The organism is Pacificimonas sp. ICDLI1SI03, assembly GCF_054740865.1.
In genome coordinates this window covers 357,338-379,109 of the sequence record NZ_JBSQAU010000001.1, presented here as the reverse complement: position 1 = coordinate 379,109, position 21,772 = coordinate 357,338, and the positions used below count along the sequence as shown (strand labels likewise).

The 21,772-nt window shown below is 60.4% G+C and carries 19 protein-coding genes and 1 tRNA gene; 10 read left to right on the top strand and 10 right to left on the bottom strand.

All coding sequences use genetic code 11. The features are described from left to right. Nucleotides 1–10: 10 nt before the first annotated feature. From pstB to ACSMXM_RS01750, 4 genes are all read right to left on the bottom strand, one after another. Nucleotides 11–757, bottom strand: coding sequence for a phosphate ABC transporter ATP-binding protein PstB (gene pstB / locus ACSMXM_RS01765; RefSeq protein ID WP_460316328.1), 747 nt, complete (start codon nucleotides 755–757; stop codon nucleotides 11–13). A 95-nt stretch (nucleotides 758–852) separates the two neighbouring features. Beyond that, nucleotides 853–2,148 carry a phosphate ABC transporter permease PstA gene (pstA, locus tag ACSMXM_RS01760; protein ID WP_460313430.1) on the bottom strand — a complete coding sequence of 432 codons (1,296 nt, stop codon included), beginning with the start codon at nucleotides 2,146–2,148 and terminating at the stop codon, nucleotides 853–855. Beyond that, complete coding sequence (gene pstC / locus ACSMXM_RS01755; RefSeq protein ID WP_460313428.1) at nucleotides 2,145–3,533, bottom strand: phosphate ABC transporter permease subunit PstC; 1,389 nt, start codon at nucleotides 3,531–3,533, stop codon at nucleotides 2,145–2,147. The genes pstA and pstC overlap by 4 nt, the downstream gene beginning before the upstream one ends. A gap of 112 nt (nucleotides 3,534–3,645) precedes the next feature. Then, complete coding sequence (locus tag ACSMXM_RS01750) at nucleotides 3,646–4,875, bottom strand: ATP-binding protein (protein ID WP_460313426.1); 1,230 nt, start codon at nucleotides 4,873–4,875, stop codon at nucleotides 3,646–3,648. 252 nt (nucleotides 4,876–5,127) lie between these two features. Here ACSMXM_RS01750 and ACSMXM_RS01745 point away from each other — a divergent pair, with 252 nt between their 5' ends. From ACSMXM_RS01745 to ACSMXM_RS01730, 4 genes are read left to right on the top strand one after another with little or no spacing between them, the layout of a single operon-like run. Then, on the top strand, nucleotides 5,128–5,619 hold the full coding sequence (locus ACSMXM_RS01745; protein ID WP_460313424.1) for a hypothetical protein: 492 nt from the start codon (nucleotides 5,128–5,130) through the stop codon (nucleotides 5,617–5,619). Between the two features lie 21 nt (nucleotides 5,620–5,640). Next, on the top strand, nucleotides 5,641–5,907 hold the full coding sequence (locus tag ACSMXM_RS01740) for an HPr-rel-A system PqqD family peptide chaperone (protein WP_460313422.1): 267 nt from the start codon (nucleotides 5,641–5,643) through the stop codon (nucleotides 5,905–5,907). After that, nucleotides 5,904–6,785, top strand: coding sequence for an HprK-related kinase A (locus ACSMXM_RS01735; RefSeq protein WP_460313420.1), 882 nt, complete (start codon nucleotides 5,904–5,906; stop codon nucleotides 6,783–6,785). The genes ACSMXM_RS01740 and ACSMXM_RS01735 overlap by 4 nt, the downstream gene beginning before the upstream one ends. Beyond that, on the top strand, nucleotides 6,782–7,837 hold the full coding sequence (locus tag ACSMXM_RS01730) for a nucleotidyltransferase domain-containing protein (RefSeq protein WP_460313418.1): 1,056 nt from the start codon (nucleotides 6,782–6,784) through the stop codon (nucleotides 7,835–7,837). The genes ACSMXM_RS01735 and ACSMXM_RS01730 overlap by 4 nt, the downstream gene beginning before the upstream one ends. Here ACSMXM_RS01730 and ACSMXM_RS01725 read toward each other — a convergent pair. Continuing rightward, nucleotides 7,776–8,453, bottom strand: coding sequence for an HAD hydrolase-like protein (locus ACSMXM_RS01725; protein ID WP_460313416.1), 678 nt, complete (start codon nucleotides 8,451–8,453; stop codon nucleotides 7,776–7,778). The genes ACSMXM_RS01730 and ACSMXM_RS01725 overlap by 62 nt on opposite strands. 80 nt (nucleotides 8,454–8,533) lie before the next feature. Between ACSMXM_RS01725 and glmU the strand changes: the two genes are divergently transcribed. The 3 genes from glmU to ACSMXM_RS01710 all read left to right on the top strand — a co-directional run bounded on the left by glmU (nucleotide 8,534) and on the right by ACSMXM_RS01710 (nucleotide 13,780). Beyond that, nucleotides 8,534–9,886 carry a bifunctional UDP-N-acetylglucosamine diphosphorylase/glucosamine-1-phosphate N-acetyltransferase GlmU gene (glmU, locus tag ACSMXM_RS01720; protein ID WP_460313415.1) on the top strand — a complete coding sequence of 451 codons (1,353 nt, stop codon included), beginning with the start codon at nucleotides 8,534–8,536 and terminating at the stop codon, nucleotides 9,884–9,886. 5 nt (nucleotides 9,887–9,891) lie between these two features. Beyond that, a complete protein-coding gene (glmS, locus tag ACSMXM_RS01715; protein ID WP_460313413.1) occupies nucleotides 9,892–11,715 on the top strand; it encodes a glutamine--fructose-6-phosphate transaminase (isomerizing) in 1,824 nt (607 codons plus the stop codon). Between the two features lie 289 nt (nucleotides 11,716–12,004). Next, nucleotides 12,005–13,780: a DEAD/DEAH box helicase gene (locus tag ACSMXM_RS01710; RefSeq protein WP_460313411.1), complete on the top strand. Its 1,776-nt coding sequence runs from the start codon at nucleotides 12,005–12,007 to the stop codon at nucleotides 13,778–13,780. A gap of 79 nt (nucleotides 13,781–13,859) precedes the next feature. On the opposite strand, the gene ACSMXM_RS01705 is transcribed toward ACSMXM_RS01710, so the two are convergent. From ACSMXM_RS01705 to ACSMXM_RS01695, 3 genes are all read right to left on the bottom strand, one after another. Beyond that, nucleotides 13,860–15,416, bottom strand: a complete 1,557-nt coding sequence (locus ACSMXM_RS01705) for a tannase/feruloyl esterase family alpha/beta hydrolase (protein ID WP_460313409.1) — start codon at nucleotides 15,414–15,416, stop codon at nucleotides 13,860–13,862. A 405-nt stretch (nucleotides 15,417–15,821) separates the two neighbouring features. Then, nucleotides 15,822–16,163, bottom strand: coding sequence for a hypothetical protein (locus tag ACSMXM_RS01700; RefSeq protein WP_460313408.1), 342 nt, complete (start codon nucleotides 16,161–16,163; stop codon nucleotides 15,822–15,824). Between the two features lie 166 nt (nucleotides 16,164–16,329). Continuing rightward, complete coding sequence (locus tag ACSMXM_RS01695; protein ID WP_460313406.1) at nucleotides 16,330–16,686, bottom strand: response regulator; 357 nt, start codon at nucleotides 16,684–16,686, stop codon at nucleotides 16,330–16,332. A 147-nt stretch (nucleotides 16,687–16,833) separates the two neighbouring features. Between ACSMXM_RS01695 and gorA the strand changes: the two genes are divergently transcribed. The 3 genes from gorA (at nucleotide 16,834) to ACSMXM_RS01680 (ending at nucleotide 19,802) form a co-directional block, all read left to right on the top strand. Continuing rightward, nucleotides 16,834–18,192: a glutathione-disulfide reductase gene (gene gorA, locus ACSMXM_RS01690; RefSeq protein WP_460313404.1), complete on the top strand. Its 1,359-nt coding sequence runs from the start codon at nucleotides 16,834–16,836 to the stop codon at nucleotides 18,190–18,192. 58 nt (nucleotides 18,193–18,250) lie between these two features. Further along, complete coding sequence (locus tag ACSMXM_RS01685) at nucleotides 18,251–19,633, top strand: class II 3-deoxy-7-phosphoheptulonate synthase (protein WP_460313402.1); 1,383 nt, start codon at nucleotides 18,251–18,253, stop codon at nucleotides 19,631–19,633. A 94-nt stretch (nucleotides 19,634–19,727) separates the two neighbouring features. After that, a tRNA-Glu gene (locus ACSMXM_RS01680) sits at nucleotides 19,728–19,802 on the top strand. Nucleotides 19,803–19,938: 136 nt separating this feature from the next. Here ACSMXM_RS01680 and ACSMXM_RS01675 read toward each other — a convergent pair. After that, on the bottom strand, nucleotides 19,939–20,214 hold the full coding sequence (locus tag ACSMXM_RS01675; RefSeq protein ID WP_460313400.1) for a DUF3325 family protein: 276 nt from the start codon (nucleotides 20,212–20,214) through the stop codon (nucleotides 19,939–19,941). Then, nucleotides 20,215–21,771, bottom strand: a complete 1,557-nt coding sequence (locus tag ACSMXM_RS01670; RefSeq protein WP_460313398.1) for a PepSY-associated TM helix domain-containing protein — start codon at nucleotides 21,769–21,771, stop codon at nucleotides 20,215–20,217. Nucleotide 21,772 lies beyond the last annotated feature (1 nt).

Below are 21,772 nucleotides of genomic sequence, written 5' to 3'. Positions count from 1 at the left end.
GGTATCCTAATTACCCGAAACGACCAGTAATATAGTCGCGCGTTCGATCCGCACGGGGATTTGTAAAGATGGTCTCCGTATCGCCATATTCAACCAGATTGCCCAAGTGAAAGAAGGCCGTTCGCTGCGAGATACGCGCCGCCTGCTGCATATTATGGGTCACGATGACAATCGCAAAGCGCCCCTTCAACTCCTCAATCAGTTCCTCGATCTTCGCCGTTGCGATGGGATCAAGCGCCGAACAGGGCTCGTCCATCAGGATCACTTCGGGATCCACAGCAATGGCGCGCGCGATGCAGAGACGCTGCTGCTGCCCGCCGGAAAGGGCGGTGCCGCTGTCGTCCAGGCGATCCTTTACCTCATTCCAAAGGCCCGCTCGCGTCAGGCTGGCCTCCACAATGCCGTCCATGTCCGCCTTGTTGCTGGCCAACCCGTGAATACGGGGGCCATAGGCAATATTTTCGTAGATCGATTTCGGGAAGGGATTCGGTTTCTGGAATACCATGCCGACCCGGGCGCGCAGCTGCACTACATCCATGCGGGGATCATAAATATCTTCGCCATCCAGTTCGATCCGCCCCTGCACCCGCGCAATATCGATTGTGTCGTTCATCCGGTTGAAGCAGCGAAGAAAGGTCGACTTGCCGCAGCCGGAGGGGCCGATGAAAGCCGTGACATAATGGGAATCGACGTCGATGGAGACGCTGTCTACGGCTTTCTTTTCGCCATAGAACACATCGACATCGCGAGCTGTCATTTTCGCGTCATTGGCGAACGCGATCTCGTCGTGGACCAGCGTCTGCTCCCTGACATGCGCCTCCTCGGCTGCCGCTTCCTTCACTTGCGTCGCCATTACCAGCGCCTCTCGAACTTGTTTCTCAAATAGATTGCCACGCCGTTCATACTGAGGAGGACGGCCAAGAGCACCATGATTGCGGCACTTGTTTTCTCGACGAAGCCGCGCCCCACTTCGTCCGACCACAGAAATATCTGGACGGGCAATGCGGTCGCAGGATCCGTTACCCCGCCCGGCACGTCGGATACGAATGCGCGCATGCCGATCAGCAATAGTGGTGCAGTTTCGCCAAGCGCCCGACTCAACCCGATGATCGTTCCCGTCAGGATACCTGGCAAGGCCACGGGAAGGATATGATGAAGAATGACCTGCAACCGCGATGCGCCGATTCCCAACGCGGCGTCGCGAATGCTGGGGGGAACGGATTGCAGCGACACACGCGACGCGATGACGATGACAGGCAGGGTCATCAGCGCGAGCGTGACGCCGCCCACGACGGGGGCGGACCGCGGCATGCCAAAGGTGTTCAGGAATACGGACAAACCCAACAGGCCGAAAATGATGGAGGGGACCGCGGCCAGATTGTTAATGGATACTTCGATCATGTCCGTAAATCGGTTCCGGGGCGCATATTCCTCCAGATAGACAGCCGTCATGACACCTATTGGGAAGCTGAGCGCCAAGGTGATCGCCATCGTCAAAAGCGAGCCGAGCAGCGCCCCCCAGATCCCCGCCAGTTCGGCACTCGTCGAATCGGCCTTCGTCAGAAACCCGGTATTGAGAGACAGCTGAACATCGCCCCGATCATTCAGAACGACATATTGATTGATCATCTCCTGGGAGACCGCTCTGCGCTGAGCAGGCACGTCGAAGGAAATCTGACCCTTTGCAAGCAAGTCTACCTCTGGTGCGGCGACCACCCAAACGCGTTCCCGGCTACCGAGCAGCGAAGGGTCGTCGCGGAGCCGATCGCGGACATCCAGCCATGCCCCTTCACTGATCATCTCGCTCGTGCCCAATTGCGCTTCCGCCGCAGCGTTCACCAAGGATCGGAAGTCGGCGCGGTTAATGGCATAATCTGCCCCATCGCCAGACATCTGCGCGGGATCGAGACCAAGTGTGGTGGCGGAATATTCGATATCCAGCGGCACTTCCGCCCTCTGAAACCCGCCAATACCATCCGAAACGATGGTCGTCAGCAGGAACAACAGAAATCCTGCCGCGAAAACCAGCGCGCCGAGGCCAAGGAACCTGAACCGGCGCTCCTTCGCATAACGTTTGCGAATACGGGCCTGCATCTGCGCAGAGCGCCAGTCCACGGTGCCGGTGCGGGCGACGTCCGCAGAGGTCATTCGTACGCCTCCCGGTATCTCTTCACGATCGCAAGAGCGTAGATATTCAAAAGCAGCGTCACCACGAACAGAACGAGGCCCAGCGCGAAGGCCGAAAGCGTCTTGGCGCTGTCAAATTCCTGATCGCCTGTGAGCAGCTGGACAATCTGCGCCGTCACGGTCGTTACACTGTCCAGGGGGTTGATGGTCAGACGCGCCGCCTGGCCCGCCGCCATGACGACAATCATGGTCTCGCCGATCGCTCGACTGACGGCCAGCAGGATGCCGCCCACGATACCAGGCAGAGCAGCCGGTACGAGCACCTTCTTGATCGTCTCAGAGGGGGTCGCCCCCATGGCCAGGCTACCGTCCCGCATCGCGCCAGGAACCGACGACAGGGCATCATCGGCCATGGACGATACGAACGGAATGATCATGATCCCCATCACCACCCCCGCGGCCAAGGCGCTTTCCGAGGAGGCGCTGTCGATCCCGATTGCGATGGCGGCGTCACGAACGGCCGGTGCGACGGTCAGTGCAGCGAAATAGCCATAGACCACCGTAGGTACGCCGGCGAGAATTTCCAACAACGGCTTCAGGATTTTCCGCGCCGTAGGACGGGCATATTGCGTCAGGAAGATTGCCGACATCAGCCCCAATGGAACAGCCACCGCCATCGCAATGATCGCGCCGATGAATATTGTGCCCCAAAACAGGGGGACAGCACCGAATGCGCCGGACGATCCGACCTGATCAGCACGGATCGCCGTTTGCGGGCTCCAGTGTGTGCCGAAAATAAACTCAAGCGGGTTCACGCGGCTGAAAAAGTCGAGGCTTTCGTAGAGAAGGGAAAGAACAATCCCGAATGTCGTGAGAATGGCAATGAGCGAAGCCAGCGCGAGGATGATCGTTGCAAAACGCTCCACATGCGTGCGGGCACGCAGATCGGGTGCCGTCTTCAACCAGCCATACCCACCACCGATCAGGGCCAGCAAAACGACCAGCCCACCGATCAGCCATGTCCAGCTTGCCTGCGTTTCGCGATAGATGGGTACCGCTTCATTTACCGCTGGGTTGAACGCCGCGGGCAGATCCCCCCTGGCAACGGACCGCATTTCGGTAAGAAATGCCTGGCGCTCGATGCCCGCTTCCGGCTGGGCCGCCTGCGGTAGTTGGTCGAGGGCTCGGTCCGCAACGATACCGTCGCCGATGACCAGCCATACGAGCAATAGGAAAAGCGCGGGGACAAGGGCAAGAAGTCCCGCGCGCACGGCGTGATAAGCAGGTCGGGAATGCACATCCCTGGGACGTGCACCGGATGCAAATGCATTCGCGCGCATTCGCGTCATCGCGAAGGTGACCGCCGTCAGCCCCAAAAGGACCAGGGCGAGCGCGCCTAGCGACATGTGCGTCCTCCGGTTGATTGGCAACGACTGCAAGCCGGGCGTTGCAATAGAAACTGCGTCGGCGCCCGCATCACTTCAACGCGCCGTGGCGGCCCCTTGCCACGCAGATTTGTCAGTTTTGTGACTCCCCGTTTGACGCCGGAATGTCTGCCAGCGGAACCGAGAAAGCGATGCGGGTGCCGACGCCGGGCACAGACCGAATTTCCAGGCGACCGCGATGCCGCTCGACGATGTGTTTTACGATAGCAAGACCGAGACCCGTCCCCCCCATCTTGCGTGAGCGGCCAGCATCTACCCGGTAAAATCGTTCGGTCAGGCGCGGCAGATGCTCGGCCTCTATACCGTCCCCCTCGTCCTGCACGCTGATAGAGGCAGCAGAACCGACGGTTTTCACCGCCAGTTTGATGGCCGTTTCCGGTCGACCATATTTCATGGAGTTGAAGACGAGATTGTTGAGAACCTGCAGCAGCTGGTCACGATCGGCAAGGACGGGAGGCAGTCCCGGCTGAATCTCTACAAGGAGGGGCCGACGCGCCTCCTTCATCTTCAGGTCGACGGTTTTCGAGAATTCATCCACCGTCTCTGCAAGGTCGACGGCCGTGCGGGGGCGAAGGCTCTTATCCAGTTCGATTCGTGACAAAGAGAGCAGATCGTCGATCAGCCGCGTCATGCGTGCCGCCTCGTCCGCCATTACGCCCAGGAATCGCTTACTTGCCTCCGGGTCGTCGGCAGCAGGTCCCTGCAATGTTTCTATAAAGCCGGCCAGGGTGGCGAGCGGGGTGCGCAGTTCGTGGCTGGCATTGGCGACAAAGTCGACGCGCATGCGTTCCGCTGCGCGCGCAGGCGAAATATCGGCAAGGGTCAGAAGATAACCGCCGCGTTCCACCGGTGCGACGCGCAGGCGATAGACGGTATTGCCGCGCCCGATCCCCTCCACCTCGCGTACCATCTCGCGCCCCTCGGCAAGGGAGAGTTGAACCGCATCAAGTGAGGAGGGCTCGCGCAGAACCAGCCTTACGGTTTCGCCCGTCCCCTGCCCCAGCAGGTCAACGGCCGCCGCATTCATCGCGGTAATGATGCCGGCGCCGCTCAATAGGACCGCGGCAGGCTCCAGATCGGAAAGCGAAATCTGCCCGCTTGCGGACGACTCCGATAATGCGGCCACCTCGGATGGCTGCTCCGCAGGCGATCGCCTGGGCTCCGCAGCGATCATGCCCGGCAGCAGACAAATCGCTGCGACCAGCGAAACGACCGCCAGGATCATCTCTCCCACGCCGAGTCCATATCCGAGACCAAGGCAGCAGAGGCCGATAAGATAAATGCGTGGACCGCGCCGGATCATGACCGTCACTTCTTCCTACCAACTGAGTCCGCCGCGTCACGACGCAGAACCTACGGGGATCTGGATGCCTTACGAGCGGCGATGTGTCGATTTATTTTACATCATTTCGTGCCAGGTGCCGGCGTAGGTTGTGGTTTCAATCGCTTAGCGGTCTGGTACGATTATTGCTTAGACTGAGAAAACTTGTTCCGTTCACGTTTCGTGACTATTTCCGGAATTGCGAACGGACAGAATGCAGGCAGGGTGAATGACATGACCGACCAAAATAGCGATCAGGAAGGCATGATGCAGCCGCAAGAGCCAGAGGTGAATGCGCGCCGTCGCGTCCTGAAGCTGGGCGCCATTGCAGTTCCGGCCATCGCCACGCTGACGCCATCAATGGCGATGGCGACGGGCGGTGGTGTCGGCGGGGCTAATATTTCAATCCTTGCGTGTCAGGTTCCTATTCCCGACTATATCGATGAAAATGGTGAGCAAGTTCCGCCGAATAAACAGTTAAAGACTGATTATAGGGGCCAAGCTTATTACTATAAGAATGGCAAAAAGGTGGATGTCTTTAATGCGCCATCTCAAGGTCATTATAGCGGTCAGGAAATTAAGGACGGCTATATCAACCGGCGCTATATTCACGACGCTCAGTTCAAGGCGCATGTCGAGTATCTGCAGAAGATGCGGAATAGCGGCACGGGGGGCGCGGGCATCAGTTGCCTGATGTCCATCACCAACAGCTCTTATAAAACCTGAACGGTCGAAATGGCGCTTTATGTGCCGGTCGAAGCCGTACGGTACGAGAAGCTGGACGATCTGAGTCTGGTTTTCCATCGCCTGTCAGGTGAGACACATATATTGTCGCCTGAGATGGAAGCCATTTACGAAGCTATCCCCGCCGGGGGCGCCGATGCGGAGCAAATCCTCCTTCGGTTGGAAGCTGTGCACGGACTGGTCGAGGCGGAGGAAGGCGACCCCGCCAGCGCGCTTTGCTTGCGGCTCGATCAATTGACAGAACTCGGTATCGTTCGACATATTTCATGACGATGGGGCACATGCGGTTGCGAATTGGCCCCGCAATCTTCGACATCCGCTCCCCTTTTCGAGGGGCCATTGCCTCATTAGGGCACCTTTATCGCGACTACCCCCAGGGAATGCCGGATGAAATCTATGATTTCGCCGTGGCTGCCCTGCCGACAACGCCATGGCGGCGGTGGTTTCGCCCATCGATCCGGCTGCAAGCGGACTTTACTGTTGAGGAGGCGGTTCCCGTCGCGCTGCGCCATGCACTGCTGGCGTTCGAAATGGGCGTGAACATGCAGATGGCGCTGGGTTATCGGCGCGATATCATCCTGCACGCGGCAAGTGCCGCACGCGATGACCGGGCTGTCGTAATCGTCGGCGACTCAGGATCGGGCAAGAGCACTCTCTCGGCGCTTCTGTCGTGGAGCGCGGGATGGCGTCATTGCGGTGACGAACTGGCCCTGATCGGCTTGGCAGACGATTATTCGCTGACGCCCTACCCCCGCCCGATCGGCCTGAAGAATCAATCCATCCCCGTCATGCGCGAACGCGTATCGGCCGACCGCTTCGGTCCCCGCCTGGAAGGGACGATGAAGGGTACGGTGCAGCATCTGCTGCCGCCTGTGGACGCAATACAGGCCATGGACCGGCCCGCGCGCCCGGCGCTTATCGTGTCGCCGCATTTTACGGTGGGCGCCTCACCCGAGATACGTCGCATGACGCAGTCGGAAGCATATCTCCGCCTCTCCGTCGCCTCGACGAACCAATTGACCCTGGGGGAGCCGGGCTTTGACGCCCTGGTACGTTTGATCCGGTCGGTTCCTGCTTATGACATAACCTATGGCACCAGCGAGGAGGGGCTGCAGCTGGTGGAAAAATTATGGGGTGATGTCGAGTGACCCCCTCTACTCTGCTGCACTCCGTTCTGCGCGAACCGCAGAGGATGGAGCGCCTCACCGATGAACAGTGGAACGCGCTCATCCGTGTCGCCCGCGTCGAAATGCTGATGGGCACCATCGGCATGCTGTCCACTGGAATGCACGTGCCGGACAAGGCGCGCCTGCTGCTGGACGAGGCCGCAGCCATCGCAAGCGTCCGGCAGAACGCCGCCCGCTATGAAGTGCAACGAATGGTAGAGGCGCTGGCACCCACAGGAATGCCGGTCGTCCTGATGAAAGGGTCCGCCTATCTGATGGCGGACCTGCCACCCTGCCCCGGCAGGAATATCGGCGATCTAGACATCATGGTGCCGTTCGACCGCCTGAACGAGGCCGAGACTGCCCTGAAACGCCATGGCTGGCAGTCGATCAAGGCGAAGGGCACCTATGACGACAGCTATTATCGTGAGTGGATGCACGAACTGCCCCCGCTCGCGCACGAAACGCGCGGGGGAGTCATCGATCTGCACCACACCATCCTGCCGCGCACTGCGCGCCTGACGCCGCGGCCAGAGCGTATGCTGGCAAACGCCATTCCGACGAATTGCGGCGCCTACATCATGGCGCCGGCGGAAATGCTGCTGCACTCGGCGACCCATCTCGCCTATGACGGCGACCTTCAGGGCGGTGCGCGCAACTTGTGGGATATTGATCGCCTGGTGCGGCATTTTGCGGAGCAGCCGGATTTCTGGGACGATCTGAAATCCGCCGCGATGGCACATGATTTGACGCAGCCGCTGGCGCGGGCATTGCGGCTGTCCCACCGCCTTTATGGGACGCCGTCTCCGGCGGCGCTAAGAGGCAAGCCGGACCTCATCGATCGACTGGCGCTAGGAAAGCTTCGCGGGCACGATCGCTACGGCGCACCGACGACTCCGATCAGCAATTTCATCCTGTTTCTGCGCGGTCATTGGCTGAGAATGCCGCTACCAATGCTAACCCGGCACCTGTTTACCAAATGGCGGGCGCGACGCGCTGAAGCGCGGCAGGCAGGTCGCGAAAACGATCAATGACGATGTCCGCGTCAAGTTCGTGAATGGGCGCATCCAGATAACCGAAGCTGACCAATACGGATGGCACACCTGCGCCCCGCGCGGCCTTCATATCTGTCCCCGAATCGCCGACATAGGCGGAACGTGACACCGATCCGCCTGCCCGCAGGATCGTTTCCGTCAAATGGCGCGGATGCGGCTTCTTAACGTCCAGGCTGTCGGCGCCGAGGATCGCAGCAATCCGGTCTTGCCAACCAAGCGCGGCGATCAGGGATTCGGCCAGTCTGATCGGCTTGTTCGTACAAATGGCGAGGACGGCATGTTCCGAAAGTTCGTCCAGCACCGATTCCACATCGTCCCAGGGTCGGGACAGATCACAAATGTGGTCCGCATAGTGCTGCAGGAAGATCGGCTGCCCCTCGTCCACCATCGCCTCGGTGGCGCCGCCGGTCAGCGCAAGACCCTTTTCAATCGTACGCCTGGCGCCATGCCCCACCATGTCGCGTACCTGCGCCGCATCGACCTCCCTGCGGCCAAAATGCCTTAAGACGGCGTTCATGGCGGCACTGAGATCAGGGGCGGTATCGACGAGGGTTCCATCAAGGTCGAAGGCGATGCAGGGGCGGGAAACGGTCATCCCGCACTCCCTTTCGCAGCTTTGTAGAATTGGCAAGGACTCTCCGCTAAACGCGCCACAATTGCTGGAGATTGTTACAGATGACCCCCTACCCCATTGCCGCCATCATTCTCGCCGCCGGCAAGGGCACGCGCATGAAATCCGCCCTGCACAAGGTGCTGCATCCAATTGGTGGCCGACCAATGCTGAAGGGTTTGGTCACGGAACTTGGCCGACTGCAACTGCAACAGACTGTCGTCATCGTCGGCGCCGGCGCCGAGAGCGTCGCGGCAGAAATGGCCGACATGAACGTCGTTTTCGCCCATCAGCACGAGCAGCTCGGTACCGCTCATGCAGCGCTGCAGGCAAAGCAGTCACTTGTCGACTTTGATGGCGACGTGCTGATCTGCTTCGGCGACGTCCCCCTGCTGAGGGCCGATACCATCGGACACATGCAGGCGCGCCTGCACGATGGGGACAGCCCGGCCGCCGTGGTGCTGGGCTTCCGCCCCGCAGATCCAAAAGCCTATGGCCGAATCATCGCGGACGGTGATGGCCGGATCTCAAAGATGGTAGAATATAAGGATGCAGATGAAGCCGAACGGGCCGTAGACCTGTGCAATGCCGGTCCGATTCTCGCGCGCGGCAAGGACGTCTTCGAGCTGCTGGAGCGCATCGGCAATGATAATGCGCAAGGTGAATATTATCTGCCGGATGTTGTCACTGTAGCCGGGGGCGATGGGCGCCATTCCGCCGTAGTGGAGGCTCCAGAACGCGAAGTCGTCGGCGTTAATGACCGCGCGGATCTCGCCGCTGCGGAGGCGCTGTGGCAGGAGGAACGCCGCGCCGACGCCATGCGCGAAGGGGTGACGCTTCGCGATCCCTCCAGCGTGTTCTTCTCCTACGACACACAGCTTGCACCCGATGTGCTGATCGAACCCAATGTTGTTTTTGGCCCCGGTGTCGTCGTCGAGACGGGCGCACGAATCCGCGCGCATTCGCACCTTGAGGGGGCGCATGTAGGGCGGGATTGCGAGGTCGGCCCGTTCGCGCGCCTGCGCCCCGGCGCCATCATGAAGGCAGAGGCAAAGGTCGGAAACTTTGTGGAGATGAAAAAATCCACGCTGGGGGAAGGCGCCAAGGCCAACCACCTGACCTATCTGGGCGATGCGGATGTCGGGGCCGGCGCGAATATCGGAGCGGGCACGATTACCTGTAATTATGATGGCTTTTTCAAATATCGGACCCGGATCGGTGCAGGCGCGTTCATCGGGTCCAATTCGTCACTGGTTGCGCCCGTGAGCATCGGCGACGGTGCGATTATCGGCGCCGGCTCTGTGGTGACGCGTGATGTAGAACAGGATGCGCTCGGCCTGACGCGCGGCGAGCAGAAAATGAAAGACGGCTGGGCGGCGCGTTTCCGTGCCATCCAGGAACAGAAGAAAGCAGGCTAAGCTCCATGTGCGGAATCATTGGTATCATTGGCGAACGCGACGTTGCCCAGGACCTGCTTGATGGCCTGAAAAGGCTGGAATATCGGGGCTATGACAGTGCGGGGATATGCACCCTGCACAATGATCAGCTGGAACGCCGCCGCGCCGAAGGCAAGCTGCGCAATCTGGAAGAAAAGCTGCGTACCGACCCGCTGCCTGGACAGGTGGGCATTGCCCATACCCGTTGGGCTACGCACGGCGCGCCGACGGTTGGCAACGCCCATCCACATGCGACCGATCACGTCGCCCTGGTGCACAATGGCATTATCGAAAATTTCAAGCCGCTGCGTGATGAACTGATCGCCGATGGGCGCACCTTCACAAGTCAGACGGACAGCGAGGTCGTCGCGCACCTCCTCAGCCGCGAGGTTGAGAACGGCGCATCGCCGGAAGAGGCGGTGAAGGCCGTATTGCCGCTGCTGCGCGGTGCCTTTGCACTGGCGATCATTTTCAAATCCCACCCCGACATGATGATCGGCGCACGGTTGGGATCGCCGCTGGTGCTGGGCTATGCCGACGACGAAATGTATCTCGGCTCCGATGCGCTGGCGCTGGCTGGCCTGACGCAGCGCATTTGCTATCTGGAAGAGGGCGACTGGTGCGTCGTCCGCCGCGATGGCGCACAGATTTTCGACTCTGAAAACAAGCCTGTAACACGTGCCATTTCGACAAGCGGCGCAAGCGCGGCGGCGGTTGAAAAAGGCAATTACCGGCATTTCATGCAGAAGGAGATTTTCGAACAACCGATCGTGGTGGCGCAAACCCTGAAAAGCTATTTGCGCCCGCTGGAAGAGCAGGTCGCCCTGCCCGACATGGAATTCGATCTTTCCTCCGTCACCCGCGTCACCATCGTCGCCTGCGGCACCTCCTCCTATGTCGGCATGGTCGGCAAATATTGGATCGAACAATTGGCGCGCGTCCCGGTCGAGGTCGATGTCGCGTCGGAATACCGCTATCGCGATCCGGTCATAGAGAAGGGGCAACTCGCGCTCTTCATCTCTCAATCGGGGGAGACCGCCGATACGCTGGCCGCCCTGCGCCACTGCCGCGACGCGGGGGCGACCACGGCGGGCATCATCAACGTGCCGACCTCCACCATGGCGCGAGAGGCCGACCTTCTGATGCCAACGCATGCCGGACCCGAGATCGGTGTTGCGTCTACAAAAGCGTTCACCTGCCAACTTGCGGTCATGGCGGCGTTCGCCACTAACCTCGCTCGCGCAAAGGGGAAACTGTCGCCGGAAGAAGAACGCGATATCGTTCGTCACCTATCCGAAGTTCCTGCGGCGATGAACGAGGCGCTGGACCATGATGACGAGATTGAGGCGATGGCAGGCACCATCGCCAAGGCGCGAGACGTCCTCTATCTGGGCCGCGGGCCGGATTATCCCATGGCGCTGGAGGGGGCGCTGAAGCTGAAGGAAATCAGCTATATCCATGCAGAAGGCTACGCTTCGGGCGAAATGAAGCACGGTCCGATCGCTCTTATTGACGAGAGTGTCCCGCTGATCGTGATCGCGCCATCCGGCCCGCTGTTCGAAAAGACGGTTTCGAACATGCATGAGGCGCAGGCACGCGGTGCGCAGGTAGTGCTGATTTCGGATGCCGAAGGGCTTGCGGAGGCCGGTGACGGCCTGCTTGCGACGATCCGCATGCCGAAAGTGCATCCGCTGATCGCGCCGTTGGTCTACGCAATCCCGGTGCAGCTCCTCGCCTATCACGTCGCGGTGGCAAAGGGCACGGATGTCGACCAACCACGCAATCTGGCGAAGTCCGTTACCGTGGAGTGACGGCAGGAATGAGCTTTCTTCGGCCGAAAAGCTCTCTCGTTTCCCTCCGACCCATTACACCGCTCGGCTCGCTGGAATCTGCAAGGGCCGACTGATCGGCAGCAGCGGAGCCGGATCGCGGGTGGCTGCGCTGGGCTGCGTATAATAATCGCAGCCAAATACGAATTAATCGGCTATAGGGGCGCGTCATCCCGCGATGCGGGCCGATCCCGCAGATGCGATTCCGAAATGAGCAGCGTCTTGCGCGCCGCGAAGCCGGCACCCCTTTTGCCTTCCGAAAGCCAAGTTCATGACATTTTCCGATTTGCCCGCCGGCCTTGCCAATGCCCTGGCGGAACGAGGCTACGAAGCGCCAACCCCGGTCCAGGCCGCCGTACTGGATCCGGATCTGCGGGAACGCGATCTGATCGTCTCCGCACAAACGGGTTCGGGCAAGACCGTGGCATTCGGGCTTGCCTTTTCAGCGCAAATCCTGGGCAGTGATGGACAGGTGCAGTCGACCGGTAAGCCGGGTGCGCTGGTGATCGCGCCCACGCGTGAACTCGCACTGCAGGTCAGTCGCGAACTGACATGGTTGTATCAAAATTCGAAGGCTCGCGTCGTTTCCTGCGTCGGCGGAATGAACCCCTCGCAGGAACGCAGGGAATTGAAATCGGGCGCAACAATCGTCGTCGGTACGCCGGGCCGTCTGCGCGACCATCTGGAGCGCGGTGCGCTTGACCTTTCGGAACTGGCCGCTGTCGTTCTCGATGAAGCCGACGAGATGCTCGACATGGGCTTCCGCGAAGAACTTGAGGAAATTCTCGACGCCGCGCCGGAAACCCGGCGCACATTGCTGTTCTCGGCGACAATGCCGCGCCCCATGGAGGCACTGGCGCGTCGTTATCAGCGCGATGCCCTGCGGATCGCGACCGGCGGCGGCGAGCGCGGCCATAATGACATAGCCTATCAGGCTGTAACGGTGGCGCCTTCCGAGATCGAGAACGCAGTAATCAATCTGCTCCGCTTTCACGAAGCGGACACCGCAATCCTTTTTTGCGCCACGCGAGAGAACGTGCGGCATCTGCATGCAACCCTGCAGGAACGCGGCTTTTCAGCCGTGGCTCTGTCCGGTGAACATTCCCAGTCAGAGCGCAATCAGGCGCTGCAGGCCCTGCGCGACAGACGGGCAAGCGTGTGCGTCGCGACAGATGTCGCCGCCCGTGGTCTCGATTTGCCGAACCTCAGCCTGGTCATTCACGTCGAAATTCCACGCGATGCAGAGACGCTGCAACACCGATCTGGCCGAACCGGCCGCGCGGGAAAAAAGGGCACGGCGGTCATCGTGGTCCCGTTTCCCCGCCGCCGCCGGGTAGAGTCCATGTTGCGCAACGCCCGCATCAATGCCGAATGGATCGACGCGCCCGACCGGGAGGCGATCCTGGCAATGGATCGCGAGCGTCTGCTGAAGACGCTGCTAATGCCTGTCGAAGTGGACGAGACCGATCGGAAACTGGCCGAACGCCTGCTGAGCGAGCGTACGCCGCAGGAACTCGCCGCGATGCTAATCCAGGCGCACCGGGCCAAAATGCCGGAGCCTGAGGAATTGCTGATCAATTCACCGGAAGCGCAGGCCGCAGCAAGAAAAGAGCGTCAAAGGCCGGGGTTTGACGACGTGGTTTGGTTTCGCATGGATATCGGCCGACAACAGAAGGCCGATCCGCGCTGGCTGTTGCCCCTGCTGTGCCGCCGCGGGCACATTAGCCGCAACCAGATCGGCGCAATCCGCATCGGGCCGAGGGTGACCCACTTCCAGATACCGCGCGCCGCTGCGGACAAGTTTGCAGATGCGCTAGGGCGAACTGCGGGAGATGAGAACGGCGGGGATGTCCATATCGAACTGTCTCCCGACGCTCCCCAGGATTCCACTCGCCCTTCGCGCAACAACGGTCCGTCTGCGGGTCGAAAGAAGGGAGCTTCCTACGCCAAGAAGCCCCATAAAGACCGGCCCGCAAACTCGCCGGAGCGGAACGCGGTTCCGGGTAAAAAGCCCAAGCCTCGCAAACCCAAAAAACGGCCTGTTTGAGCTGGCGTTCATGGCGGGCAGCGCTGCCTGGGGAAATACCGGATAGCCGTGTGACGAGAGCCCGCCCGTTTTCGGGCGTCTAATCTGCCTCGTTCCAGGTCGGCAGCATGCGGACGTCACGCTCCGTCTCTGCGGGGGCAGGAAATGCATGGATGAACGTCGGCCCCTCCTCGCTCGCCTCCTGCGCCACGCGATGTGCCGCCCTGAGCGTGTCGGGGGCCTGCCCGCGCTCAACCCAATCCTCCATCGCGCGGATATAGTCGATCGCAAAGGCGCCGTTGCCGCCCCAGCAATGGTTCATTCCCGGCACCATCACCAACCTTGCAAAGGCGCGTGTTTCCTGTGCGCCACCCATGGTGCGCGTCAGCATCCGATAATAATCTACGCTGTTCAGCGGTGCGACCCGGGCATCGGCCCAGCCATGATAAATCAGCAGCTTGCCCCCCGCCTGACGGTAGGCTCGCAGGTCCGGGTGGGAGGCGGAGTAAAGCACCTCATATTCGCGCAGGCGATCAGGGTCCTTGTCGAAATCAAAGTCCATGGCATTCCAGCCTGGGCCAAAGTCGGACTGGATGAAGCGGGTCGTATCCGTGCCCGATTGCGTCGCCTCCGCAGGCCCATCGATCGGCAGAAAGCTGCGCCAGGTCATTTCCGATCCGGGAAGGAAACCGCCGCCGAAATAAACAGGGCGACCGTCCGAATTAACGGGCCCCTGATAAACGGCGCGAGCAGCCGCCACCTGTTCGGCGGTCAGGCAGTCATCGGCAGCGCCGTCCCGGCATTGCAGGTCCACAGGATCAAAGCCGCCAAGTGGATCATCGATAACGCCATCGCGCCGTCCATCTTGCGCGTCCAGCGTTGCAATCGCCCCGCGATGGAGCACGCCAAGGCTGCGATCGTCGAATATTGGTGAGCCATCTTCATCCTGAAGGCTTTGCAGGGTCCACACAAAGCTCATCGAGGTTCCCGCCTCGCTTACGACGGGAGCGCCGGCGATGATGCCATCGAAATCGTCGGGGAAACGCTGAGCTGAAACAAGTCCCTGTCGGCCGCCAGTCGAACAGCCCATGAAATAGGAGTGGCGCGGCAATTGACCATAGAATTTCGAGGCGATGGCTTTGCCCGCAAGCGTGGTACGATGGGTGGCGCGGTAAGCGAAGTCCAGCTTCGCCTGAAGATCCTTCCATGCCCACAGGCCGTCAGCAGGAGTGCCCCGGTGCCCCATGTCGGAAATTACGCAGGCATAGCCGCGCGTCAGCGGATAGTCGCATTCCTTTGTCCAGACGGACTCGGCCGCAAAACCGCAAGAGCCTGTGCAGCCGGCATGAAAGAACTTACCATTCCACCCCGAAATGGGCATAACCAATTCAAAACCGGTGTTCGGCGTAACATAACCCTGCACCCGGCAAAGTTCAGGTCGGTCCGATGTTGCAGCAACGCGCCGGGCGTCTCCGATGGAAACCGCAACTTCCCTGGGCAAATTAAATGCCGCGTCTGACAGTTCGGAACAGGCTGCGTCCGAAAGATCAACCTGATCCGAAAGATTCGCCTGCGCCACGCTGGGCGCCCCCGCCACGGTCAGGCTCGAAAGAAGGAACGCCACGGCCGCCAGCGATCTGACAACCGGTCGCAGCATCGCCTGGCTCTTGCCATCCCTCGAACATCCGCACTTCGCACTCAAGGTGTCAAACAGCATGCTCCGAAGACTCCTTTCAAGTATAAGGGTTTCGAAGTGATAGAGCGGCGGTGGGGCCGGTCAACTTGTCGTCACCTCTGAACAGGTAGGCGCACGCATAGTCATATACGTCAAACCATGGAAAACGTGCGTCACCCCGTCCGCCTATCCGCCTCAATCCCTTGAATACTTCAGCCGTCTATCCTTCAGTCATTGCAAGAGATGCCAATCAGTGCGTTGCGCATTTAGCAAGGAATATGATCAGCCCATACGCCGCCCACCAGATGATCTCGTGCAAGCGCACCGCTCTCCCGCCAGGCTGGGCTTGCAAGGATAAAACGGTTCGTCACCGACGATATACGCTTATCAGCGCTGCTTTTTCGCCATAGTGGCGGTAAAATCCGGATCTTTCTTGGCTACCCAGTCGACGAACTTCCGAACGCTGGGATTGGCCAAAAGCGCGTCCACATCCATCGCATGCCGCTGCAGTTCGGAATTGGTAAAATTGGCGATTAAGGTCTGCTGACAAATTGGATGCATGGGAACGACATCGCGCCCGCCGCGGCTCTTGGGCACAGGATGGTGCCACACGATGATCTTCCCGGTGGGCCGACCACATAACCAGCAGGACACCTCCGCTGGCGGGGTATTCTCCTCCTCGTCCCGCACTTCCTCAATAGGACCATGTTTCGAATGTTTGCGGGCCATATACCTTATACCTGACTTGCCTGAACTTGCCCCGCCAACGAGGCTTGGGCGGGAGGCACCGCCACGCCGACGTCTCGCGAGGTTAGCATGAAATGCCCGCTTGCGCCGCGCCCCTCCTGCACCAGCCAGTTTGGATATTGCGGCCGGGAGGGGCGCGGCTCAATAACTAGCCGGCCAGTTCGCGCAGCTTCTCCTCCATGTCATCCAACGCATAGGGCTTCATGATGACAGGCGCGCCCTTCAACGATTCCGGCATGCCGAGATCATTGTCATAGCCCGTGGCAAACAGGATGGGGACGCCCCTTTCCTGCAGCAGCGCCGCGACGGCATAGCTGCGTTCCTCGGCAAGATTGACGTCCAACAGCGCAACATCCACCTCGCACGCGGCGGCCAGTTCCAGCGCTTCGGGGACCGTGGTGGCTGGTCCGACAAGCTCCCACCCCATGTCTTCGATCAGCCCCTCCAGAGACATCATTACAAGTCCATTATCCTCGGCGACGAACACACGACGTGGGTCGGCCATACGCATTACCCCCTTTACTCTTATTCCGCTCCGTCCCCGCCTACGCCTCTAGTGATGCGAGGCGGCTATCGCAAAGCCATTGTCATCTTGCTAGGCGCAATTACGAACCTATTTTCATGTTTCCCCTAATCAGGATGGCGGTCCCCCTTGGCAGAATTCGACTATGATTATTTCGTAATTGGCGCAGGCTCCGGTGGCGTTCGGTCGAGCCGGATCGCAGCTGGTCATGGTGCGCGCGTTGGCCTGGCGGAAGAACATCGTGTCGGCGGCACCTGCGTCATCCGCGGCTGTGTACCAAAGAAACTGCTCGTTTACGGCGCGCACTTCGCAGAGGATCTGGTCGACGCGCGCCGCTTTGGCTGGAACATCGAAGGCAAGAGCTTCGATTGGGACTGCCTGCGTGACAATGTACTTTCTGAAGTTGACCGACTCGAAGACGCCTACAAGTCGACCCTCACCAGCCACGATGTTTCCCTTCACGAGGGGCGCGCCATTCTTGCCGACAAACACACGGTCGAGGTGGACGGCAAAAGCTTCACGGCAAAATATATACTGATCGCCACCGGATCGCATCCGGGTACCTTCCCGTGCGAAGGCAGCGAACTGGCCATAACATCGAACGACGTTTTCCATCTGGAAAAGCTACCCAAGCGCATCATCATCGCAGGCGGTGGCTATATCGCCAACGAATTCGCCGGAATCTTCAACGAACTGGGTGTCGACGTCACGATCGCCAATCGGTCCGACAGACTGCTACGCGGCTATGATCACTCCGTGGTCGAGCGGCTACAGCACATCTCAACCGTGAAGGGCATAAAATTCCTCTACAATGCCCCGTTCGAGAAGATCACCCGGGACGCGGACGGCGTTATCCGCATCGACATCCCTGGTGAGGGCGAGAAAGAGGGACAAGTGCTGGAGACGGACCTGCTGCTGGCGGCGATCGGACGGCCCGCCAATACGAAGGGACTTGGACTTGAGGAAGTCGGCGTCGAACTGAAAGACAACGGTGCCATCAAGGTCGACGAAGCAAGCCGCACCAATATCGACAATATTTATGCGGTGGGCGACGTCACCGACCGCGTCCAGCTGACCCCGGTTGCGATCCGAGAGGGCCACGCCGTCGCGGACACATTGTTCGGCGACAATCCCTGGACGGTGGACCATAGCTGCGTACCAAGCGCAGTTTTTTCTCACCCACCGATCGCCTCCGTGGGGCTGACCGAATCGCAGGCGCGCGACACGCTGGGCGGGGTTGAGATATTCACATCGGATTTTCGCGCGATGAAGAACGTTCTTGCCGATCGGAACGAACGCAGCCTCTATAAGCTGATCGTCGATTCCGCGACAGACAAGCTGGTCGGTGCGCATCTGATTGGCCCGGATGCCCCGGAAATCATGCAAGGGCTGGCGATTGCTGTGAAGGCGGGCCTCACCAAAAAGCAGGTGGACGAGACAATTGCGATCCACCCGACGATGGCGGAAGAACTGGTGCTGATGCGCTAGCATTGGGCGAGTGCCCGGCGCAGTTGCCGCAGCCGCCTCTATAAGGCAGAATGACCCTATGACCCATTCTTCAAACTGGACGCCGGGCAGCTGGCGCGACTTCGAGGCGTTGCACATCCCGGAATATCGCGATGGTGCCGCGCTGGCAGAAACCGAACAGCTACTTGGTTCCTATCCGCCGCTGGTTTTTGCGGGCGAGGCGCGCCGGCTGCGCGCCGACCTCGCTCAGGTTGCGGCGGGCAAGGGCTTCCTGTTGCAGGGCGGCGACTGCGCCGAAAGTTTCAAGGAATTCCATCCGAATAATATTCGCGACACGTTCCGCGTACTTTTGCAGATGGCGGTTATCCTGACTTTCGGCAGCCAGATGCCGGTCGTTAAGGTGGGCCGCATGGCCGGGCAGTTCGCAAAGCCCCGCTCCAGCCCGACCGAGGAACAGGGCGGCGTCTCCCTGCCCAGCTATCGCGGCGATATCGTCAACGACATGGGCTTCGACAAAGTTGGACGGGAGCCCGACCCAGCGCGGATGCAGCGTGCCTATATGCAGGCTGCTGCCACTCTGAACCTGCTGCGTGCACTGGCGCAGGGCGGATATGCCAATCTGCACCAGGTCCATAAATGGAACCTGGATTTCGTTGGCGCGTCAGAAGCGGGTGCGAAATATCAGAACGTCGCAACCCGCATTGGCGAGGCGCTTGCGTTCATGGAGGCGTGCGGCGTCAATCCAGAAAGCGTGCCGCAACTGAAGGGCACCGACTTCTATACCAGCCACGAGGCGCTCCTGCTGGGTTATGAGCAGGCGATGACGCGGCAGGATTCGCTGACCGGCGACTGGTTCGATACCAGCGCGCATCTGTTGTGGATTGGGGACCGGACGCGTTTTCCGGGCTCGGCGCATGTCGAATTCCTGCGCGGCGTCAATAATCCAATTGCAATGAAGGCGGGCCCCTCGCTGGAGCCTGACGACCTCATCCGCATGATCGATGTCCTGAACCCCACGAACGATCCCGGCCGCCTGACGCTGATCGCGCGGTTCGGCCATGACAAGGTGGAGGCCGGTCTGCCCCGGCTCGTCCGCCGTGTGAAGGCAGAGGGCCGTCACGTCGTCTGGTCCTGCGACCCCATGCACGGCAATACCATCAAGGCTGCATCCGGGTTCAAGACGCGCCCCTTCGAACGTATCCTTGCCGAAGTTCGCGGCTTCTTTGCCGTGCACCGGGCCGAGGGCACCCATGCGGGCGGTATCCACGCCGAAATGACCGGCCAGAACGTGACGGAATGCACGGGCGGCGCGGCGGCAGTGACGGACGAAACGCTGGCTGATCGGTATCATACCCATTGCGACCCAAGGCTGAACGCCAGTCAGTCTATCGAACTTGCCTTCCTGCTGGCCGAGGGCATTCGCGAGGAAATTGACAAGGATCAGATAGCCGCCGCTGCTTGACCGCACGGGTCTGGCATCCACGCAGCGGAAAAGGGAGAGGGCTCTTCGGTTGACACCGGCCCTTCCCCGCAATATCTCGCGCGCTCTCGCAGACGGCCCCTTCGTCTAGCGGTTAGGACGCGGCCCTCTCACGGCTGAAACACGGGTTCGATTCCCGTAGGGGTCACCATTCCATATATTTCAATATCTTGTACACCGCTGTCACTTTGACGGGCATACGCGCCATCGCTTCAGCTTGTCAGCGATTTAGCGAGACCAGGGAAGCCGTCGACCTGTCACCAAACTCAACTAAGAGCTTAACACTCCTAGCGCGCCGAGGTAGCGAGCCGGAGCACCACCATTCCGGCTCCTGCGGCGAGCGTCAGGACCCATAAAAGACTGCCAAAGCCGACCCCCTGCATTTGCAGGGCTACGGCAAGAGCGAGGACAAGCAAGAAGCCCCCGAATAGCCGCAGCCGATATGGCGGGATCCGAGCTGCCCAAACCGGCGGCGGGCGGTATTTTGCCTGGCTTCGCGCCAACAGTAAAAAGCCGACGTAGGTCAGCGCCAATACCACGATAAAGCTTGGCAGTCCCGACATTCAGCTCTTCTCCGCCGGTAAGAATTGCTTCTCATGCCCTTCTCTTGTCCTGACTTGCGAATTGCGCATTCGCCAGGCGGCGGCAATCGCCAAAAAGGAGCCAAGCAGGAGCATGATATCGATCCCCGCAACACCCCATTGCCCGCGCGCGATCGCCACGGGAATCGCATCGCCGGTCGTCACCGCATTCAGAGCGACGGCGACAACGCCGCCGATGGCGATCGCGATCCACTGCTCTCGCCAAGCCGCCCCCCGGCGAACCCCTGCATGGGCGAACGCCGCCAGCCAACCGGCGTGAAAACACCAGGTTTCGAGCGTTGCGCGCCCTTCCATATCTAACGGCAGCAGTCGGTTGGAAATCAGAAAGGCGAGCGTCGCCAGAATCAGCCCGGTCGTCCCACCGATCGCAATCACCGCGACGATTTCCGCACCCTTCTTTCCCGTTTTCGCGTGGCGCTTCCGGCGAGACTGCGACCAGAACAGAAGCCCGGTGGCGATCAGCACGCAACCAGCCAGACCGGACAGGAAGTATAGCCAGCGGATGGTGAGATGGTCGAACTGCACAACGTGCAGACCCCACAGTACGGCGTAGCCCGCACTGGCGGCACTGGGCTGAGGCGCAGCTAAGACGTCGCCCGTCGCCGCATCGAACCAGATACTATGGTATCGCGCGGCCAGCGAACCATGGAGCGGCCACCGCGCTTCGACATAGGAGTTGGCGTCGCCGGGATAATATATGCGCAGATGACCCGGCCGGACGCCATCCCAGCGCCGCGCCGCTTCCTCCGCCATCACGTCCAGAGACGCCGAATTCTGGCCAGCTTCGCCTGTCGCAGGACGGCTGAAATAATCCTGATCGAAGGCGGTCGGATCGCTCGCAAAGACGGCTTCCTGCGCGGTGGGTAGATACATTGCACTGAACAGCGCCACGCCTGACAGCGAGATGACGAAGTGGAACGGCAAAGCGAGCACGCCGGTGAGGTTATGCAGGTCGAGGACGCTACGCTGGCTTTTTTTCGATTTTCGAAAGGTGAAGAAGTCGGCGAATATACGGCGATGAATGATCACGCCTGAGACGCACAACACCATCATCATTATGCCTGCAAAGGCACAGAGGATCAGGCCGATGTTCGCAAAGCCGATGTTGAGGGTGAAGTGATATGGATAGAAGAATTGGGTGCCGCCATAGGTCCCCTGGTCCGGCAGCAGGGTCAGCCCATCCGGACCGATGGTGCGGTAAAAGTGTGTCCCATCATTTAACTGAGCATAGAATTCCGCGGGCGCCCGGTCCGTGGCAAACTGCACTTGCCAGAATTCGGCTCCTGGCGCCGACGCCTCTGCGACAGGGCGAAAGGCATCGATGGACATTTCCGTGGGTGCTGTAAATCGCGTGGCGGGCTTCATCCATCGATCGATCTCCCAATCGAACACGGCGAGCGTCCCAGTCCAGAAAATCACCAGCAGGAGCAGGCAACTGAGCAGCCCAAACCACGTGTGAAGCCAGTTCAACGCCAGCCGAACACCGCCGGGCTCGTCAGGCTGCGCGGGCGCCGCCATC

What these genes read in the sequence shown, in the direction of transcription:
- pstB (WP_460316328.1), bottom strand. Translation starts at nt 757, where the DNA reads ATGACAGCTCGCGATGTCGATGTGTTCTATGGCGAAAAGAAAGCCGTA.
- pstA (WP_460313430.1), bottom strand. Translation starts at nt 2,148, where the DNA reads ATGACCTCTGCGGACGTCGCCCGCACCGGCACCGTGGACTGGCGCTCT.
- pstC (WP_460313428.1), bottom strand. Translation starts at nt 3,533, where the DNA reads ATGTCGCTAGGCGCGCTCGCCCTGGTCCTTTTGGGGCTGACGGCGGTC.
- ACSMXM_RS01750 (WP_460313426.1), bottom strand. Translation starts at nt 4,875, where the DNA reads ATGATCCGGCGCGGTCCACGCATTTATCTTATCGGCCTCTGCTGCCTT.
- ACSMXM_RS01745 (WP_460313424.1), top strand. Translation starts at nt 5,128, where the DNA reads ATGACCGACCAAAATAGCGATCAGGAAGGCATGATGCAGCCGCAAGAG.
- ACSMXM_RS01735 (WP_460313420.1), top strand. Translation starts at nt 5,904, where the DNA reads ATGACGATGGGGCACATGCGGTTGCGAATTGGCCCCGCAATCTTCGAC.
- ACSMXM_RS01725 (WP_460313416.1), bottom strand. Translation starts at nt 8,453, where the DNA reads ATGACCGTTTCCCGCCCCTGCATCGCCTTCGACCTTGATGGAACCCTC.
- glmU (WP_460313415.1), top strand. Translation starts at nt 8,534, where the DNA reads ATGACCCCCTACCCCATTGCCGCCATCATTCTCGCCGCCGGCAAGGGC.
- glmS (WP_460313413.1), top strand. Translation starts at nt 9,892, where the DNA reads ATGTGCGGAATCATTGGTATCATTGGCGAACGCGACGTTGCCCAGGAC.
- ACSMXM_RS01710 (WP_460313411.1), top strand. Translation starts at nt 12,005, where the DNA reads ATGACATTTTCCGATTTGCCCGCCGGCCTTGCCAATGCCCTGGCGGAA.
- ACSMXM_RS01705 (WP_460313409.1), bottom strand. Translation starts at nt 15,416, where the DNA reads ATGCTGCGACCGGTTGTCAGATCGCTGGCGGCCGTGGCGTTCCTTCTT.
- ACSMXM_RS01700 (WP_460313408.1), bottom strand. Translation starts at nt 16,163, where the DNA reads ATGGCCCGCAAACATTCGAAACATGGTCCTATTGAGGAAGTGCGGGAC.
- ACSMXM_RS01695 (WP_460313406.1), bottom strand. Translation starts at nt 16,686, where the DNA reads ATGGCCGACCCACGTCGTGTGTTCGTCGCCGAGGATAATGGACTTGTA.
- ACSMXM_RS01685 (WP_460313402.1), top strand. Translation starts at nt 18,251, where the DNA reads ATGACCCATTCTTCAAACTGGACGCCGGGCAGCTGGCGCGACTTCGAG.
- ACSMXM_RS01675 (WP_460313400.1), bottom strand. Translation starts at nt 20,214, where the DNA reads ATGTCGGGACTGCCAAGCTTTATCGTGGTATTGGCGCTGACCTACGTC.
- ACSMXM_RS01670 (WP_460313398.1), bottom strand. Translation starts at nt 21,771, where the DNA reads ATGGCGGCGCCCGCGCAGCCTGACGAGCCCGGCGGTGTTCGGCTGGCG.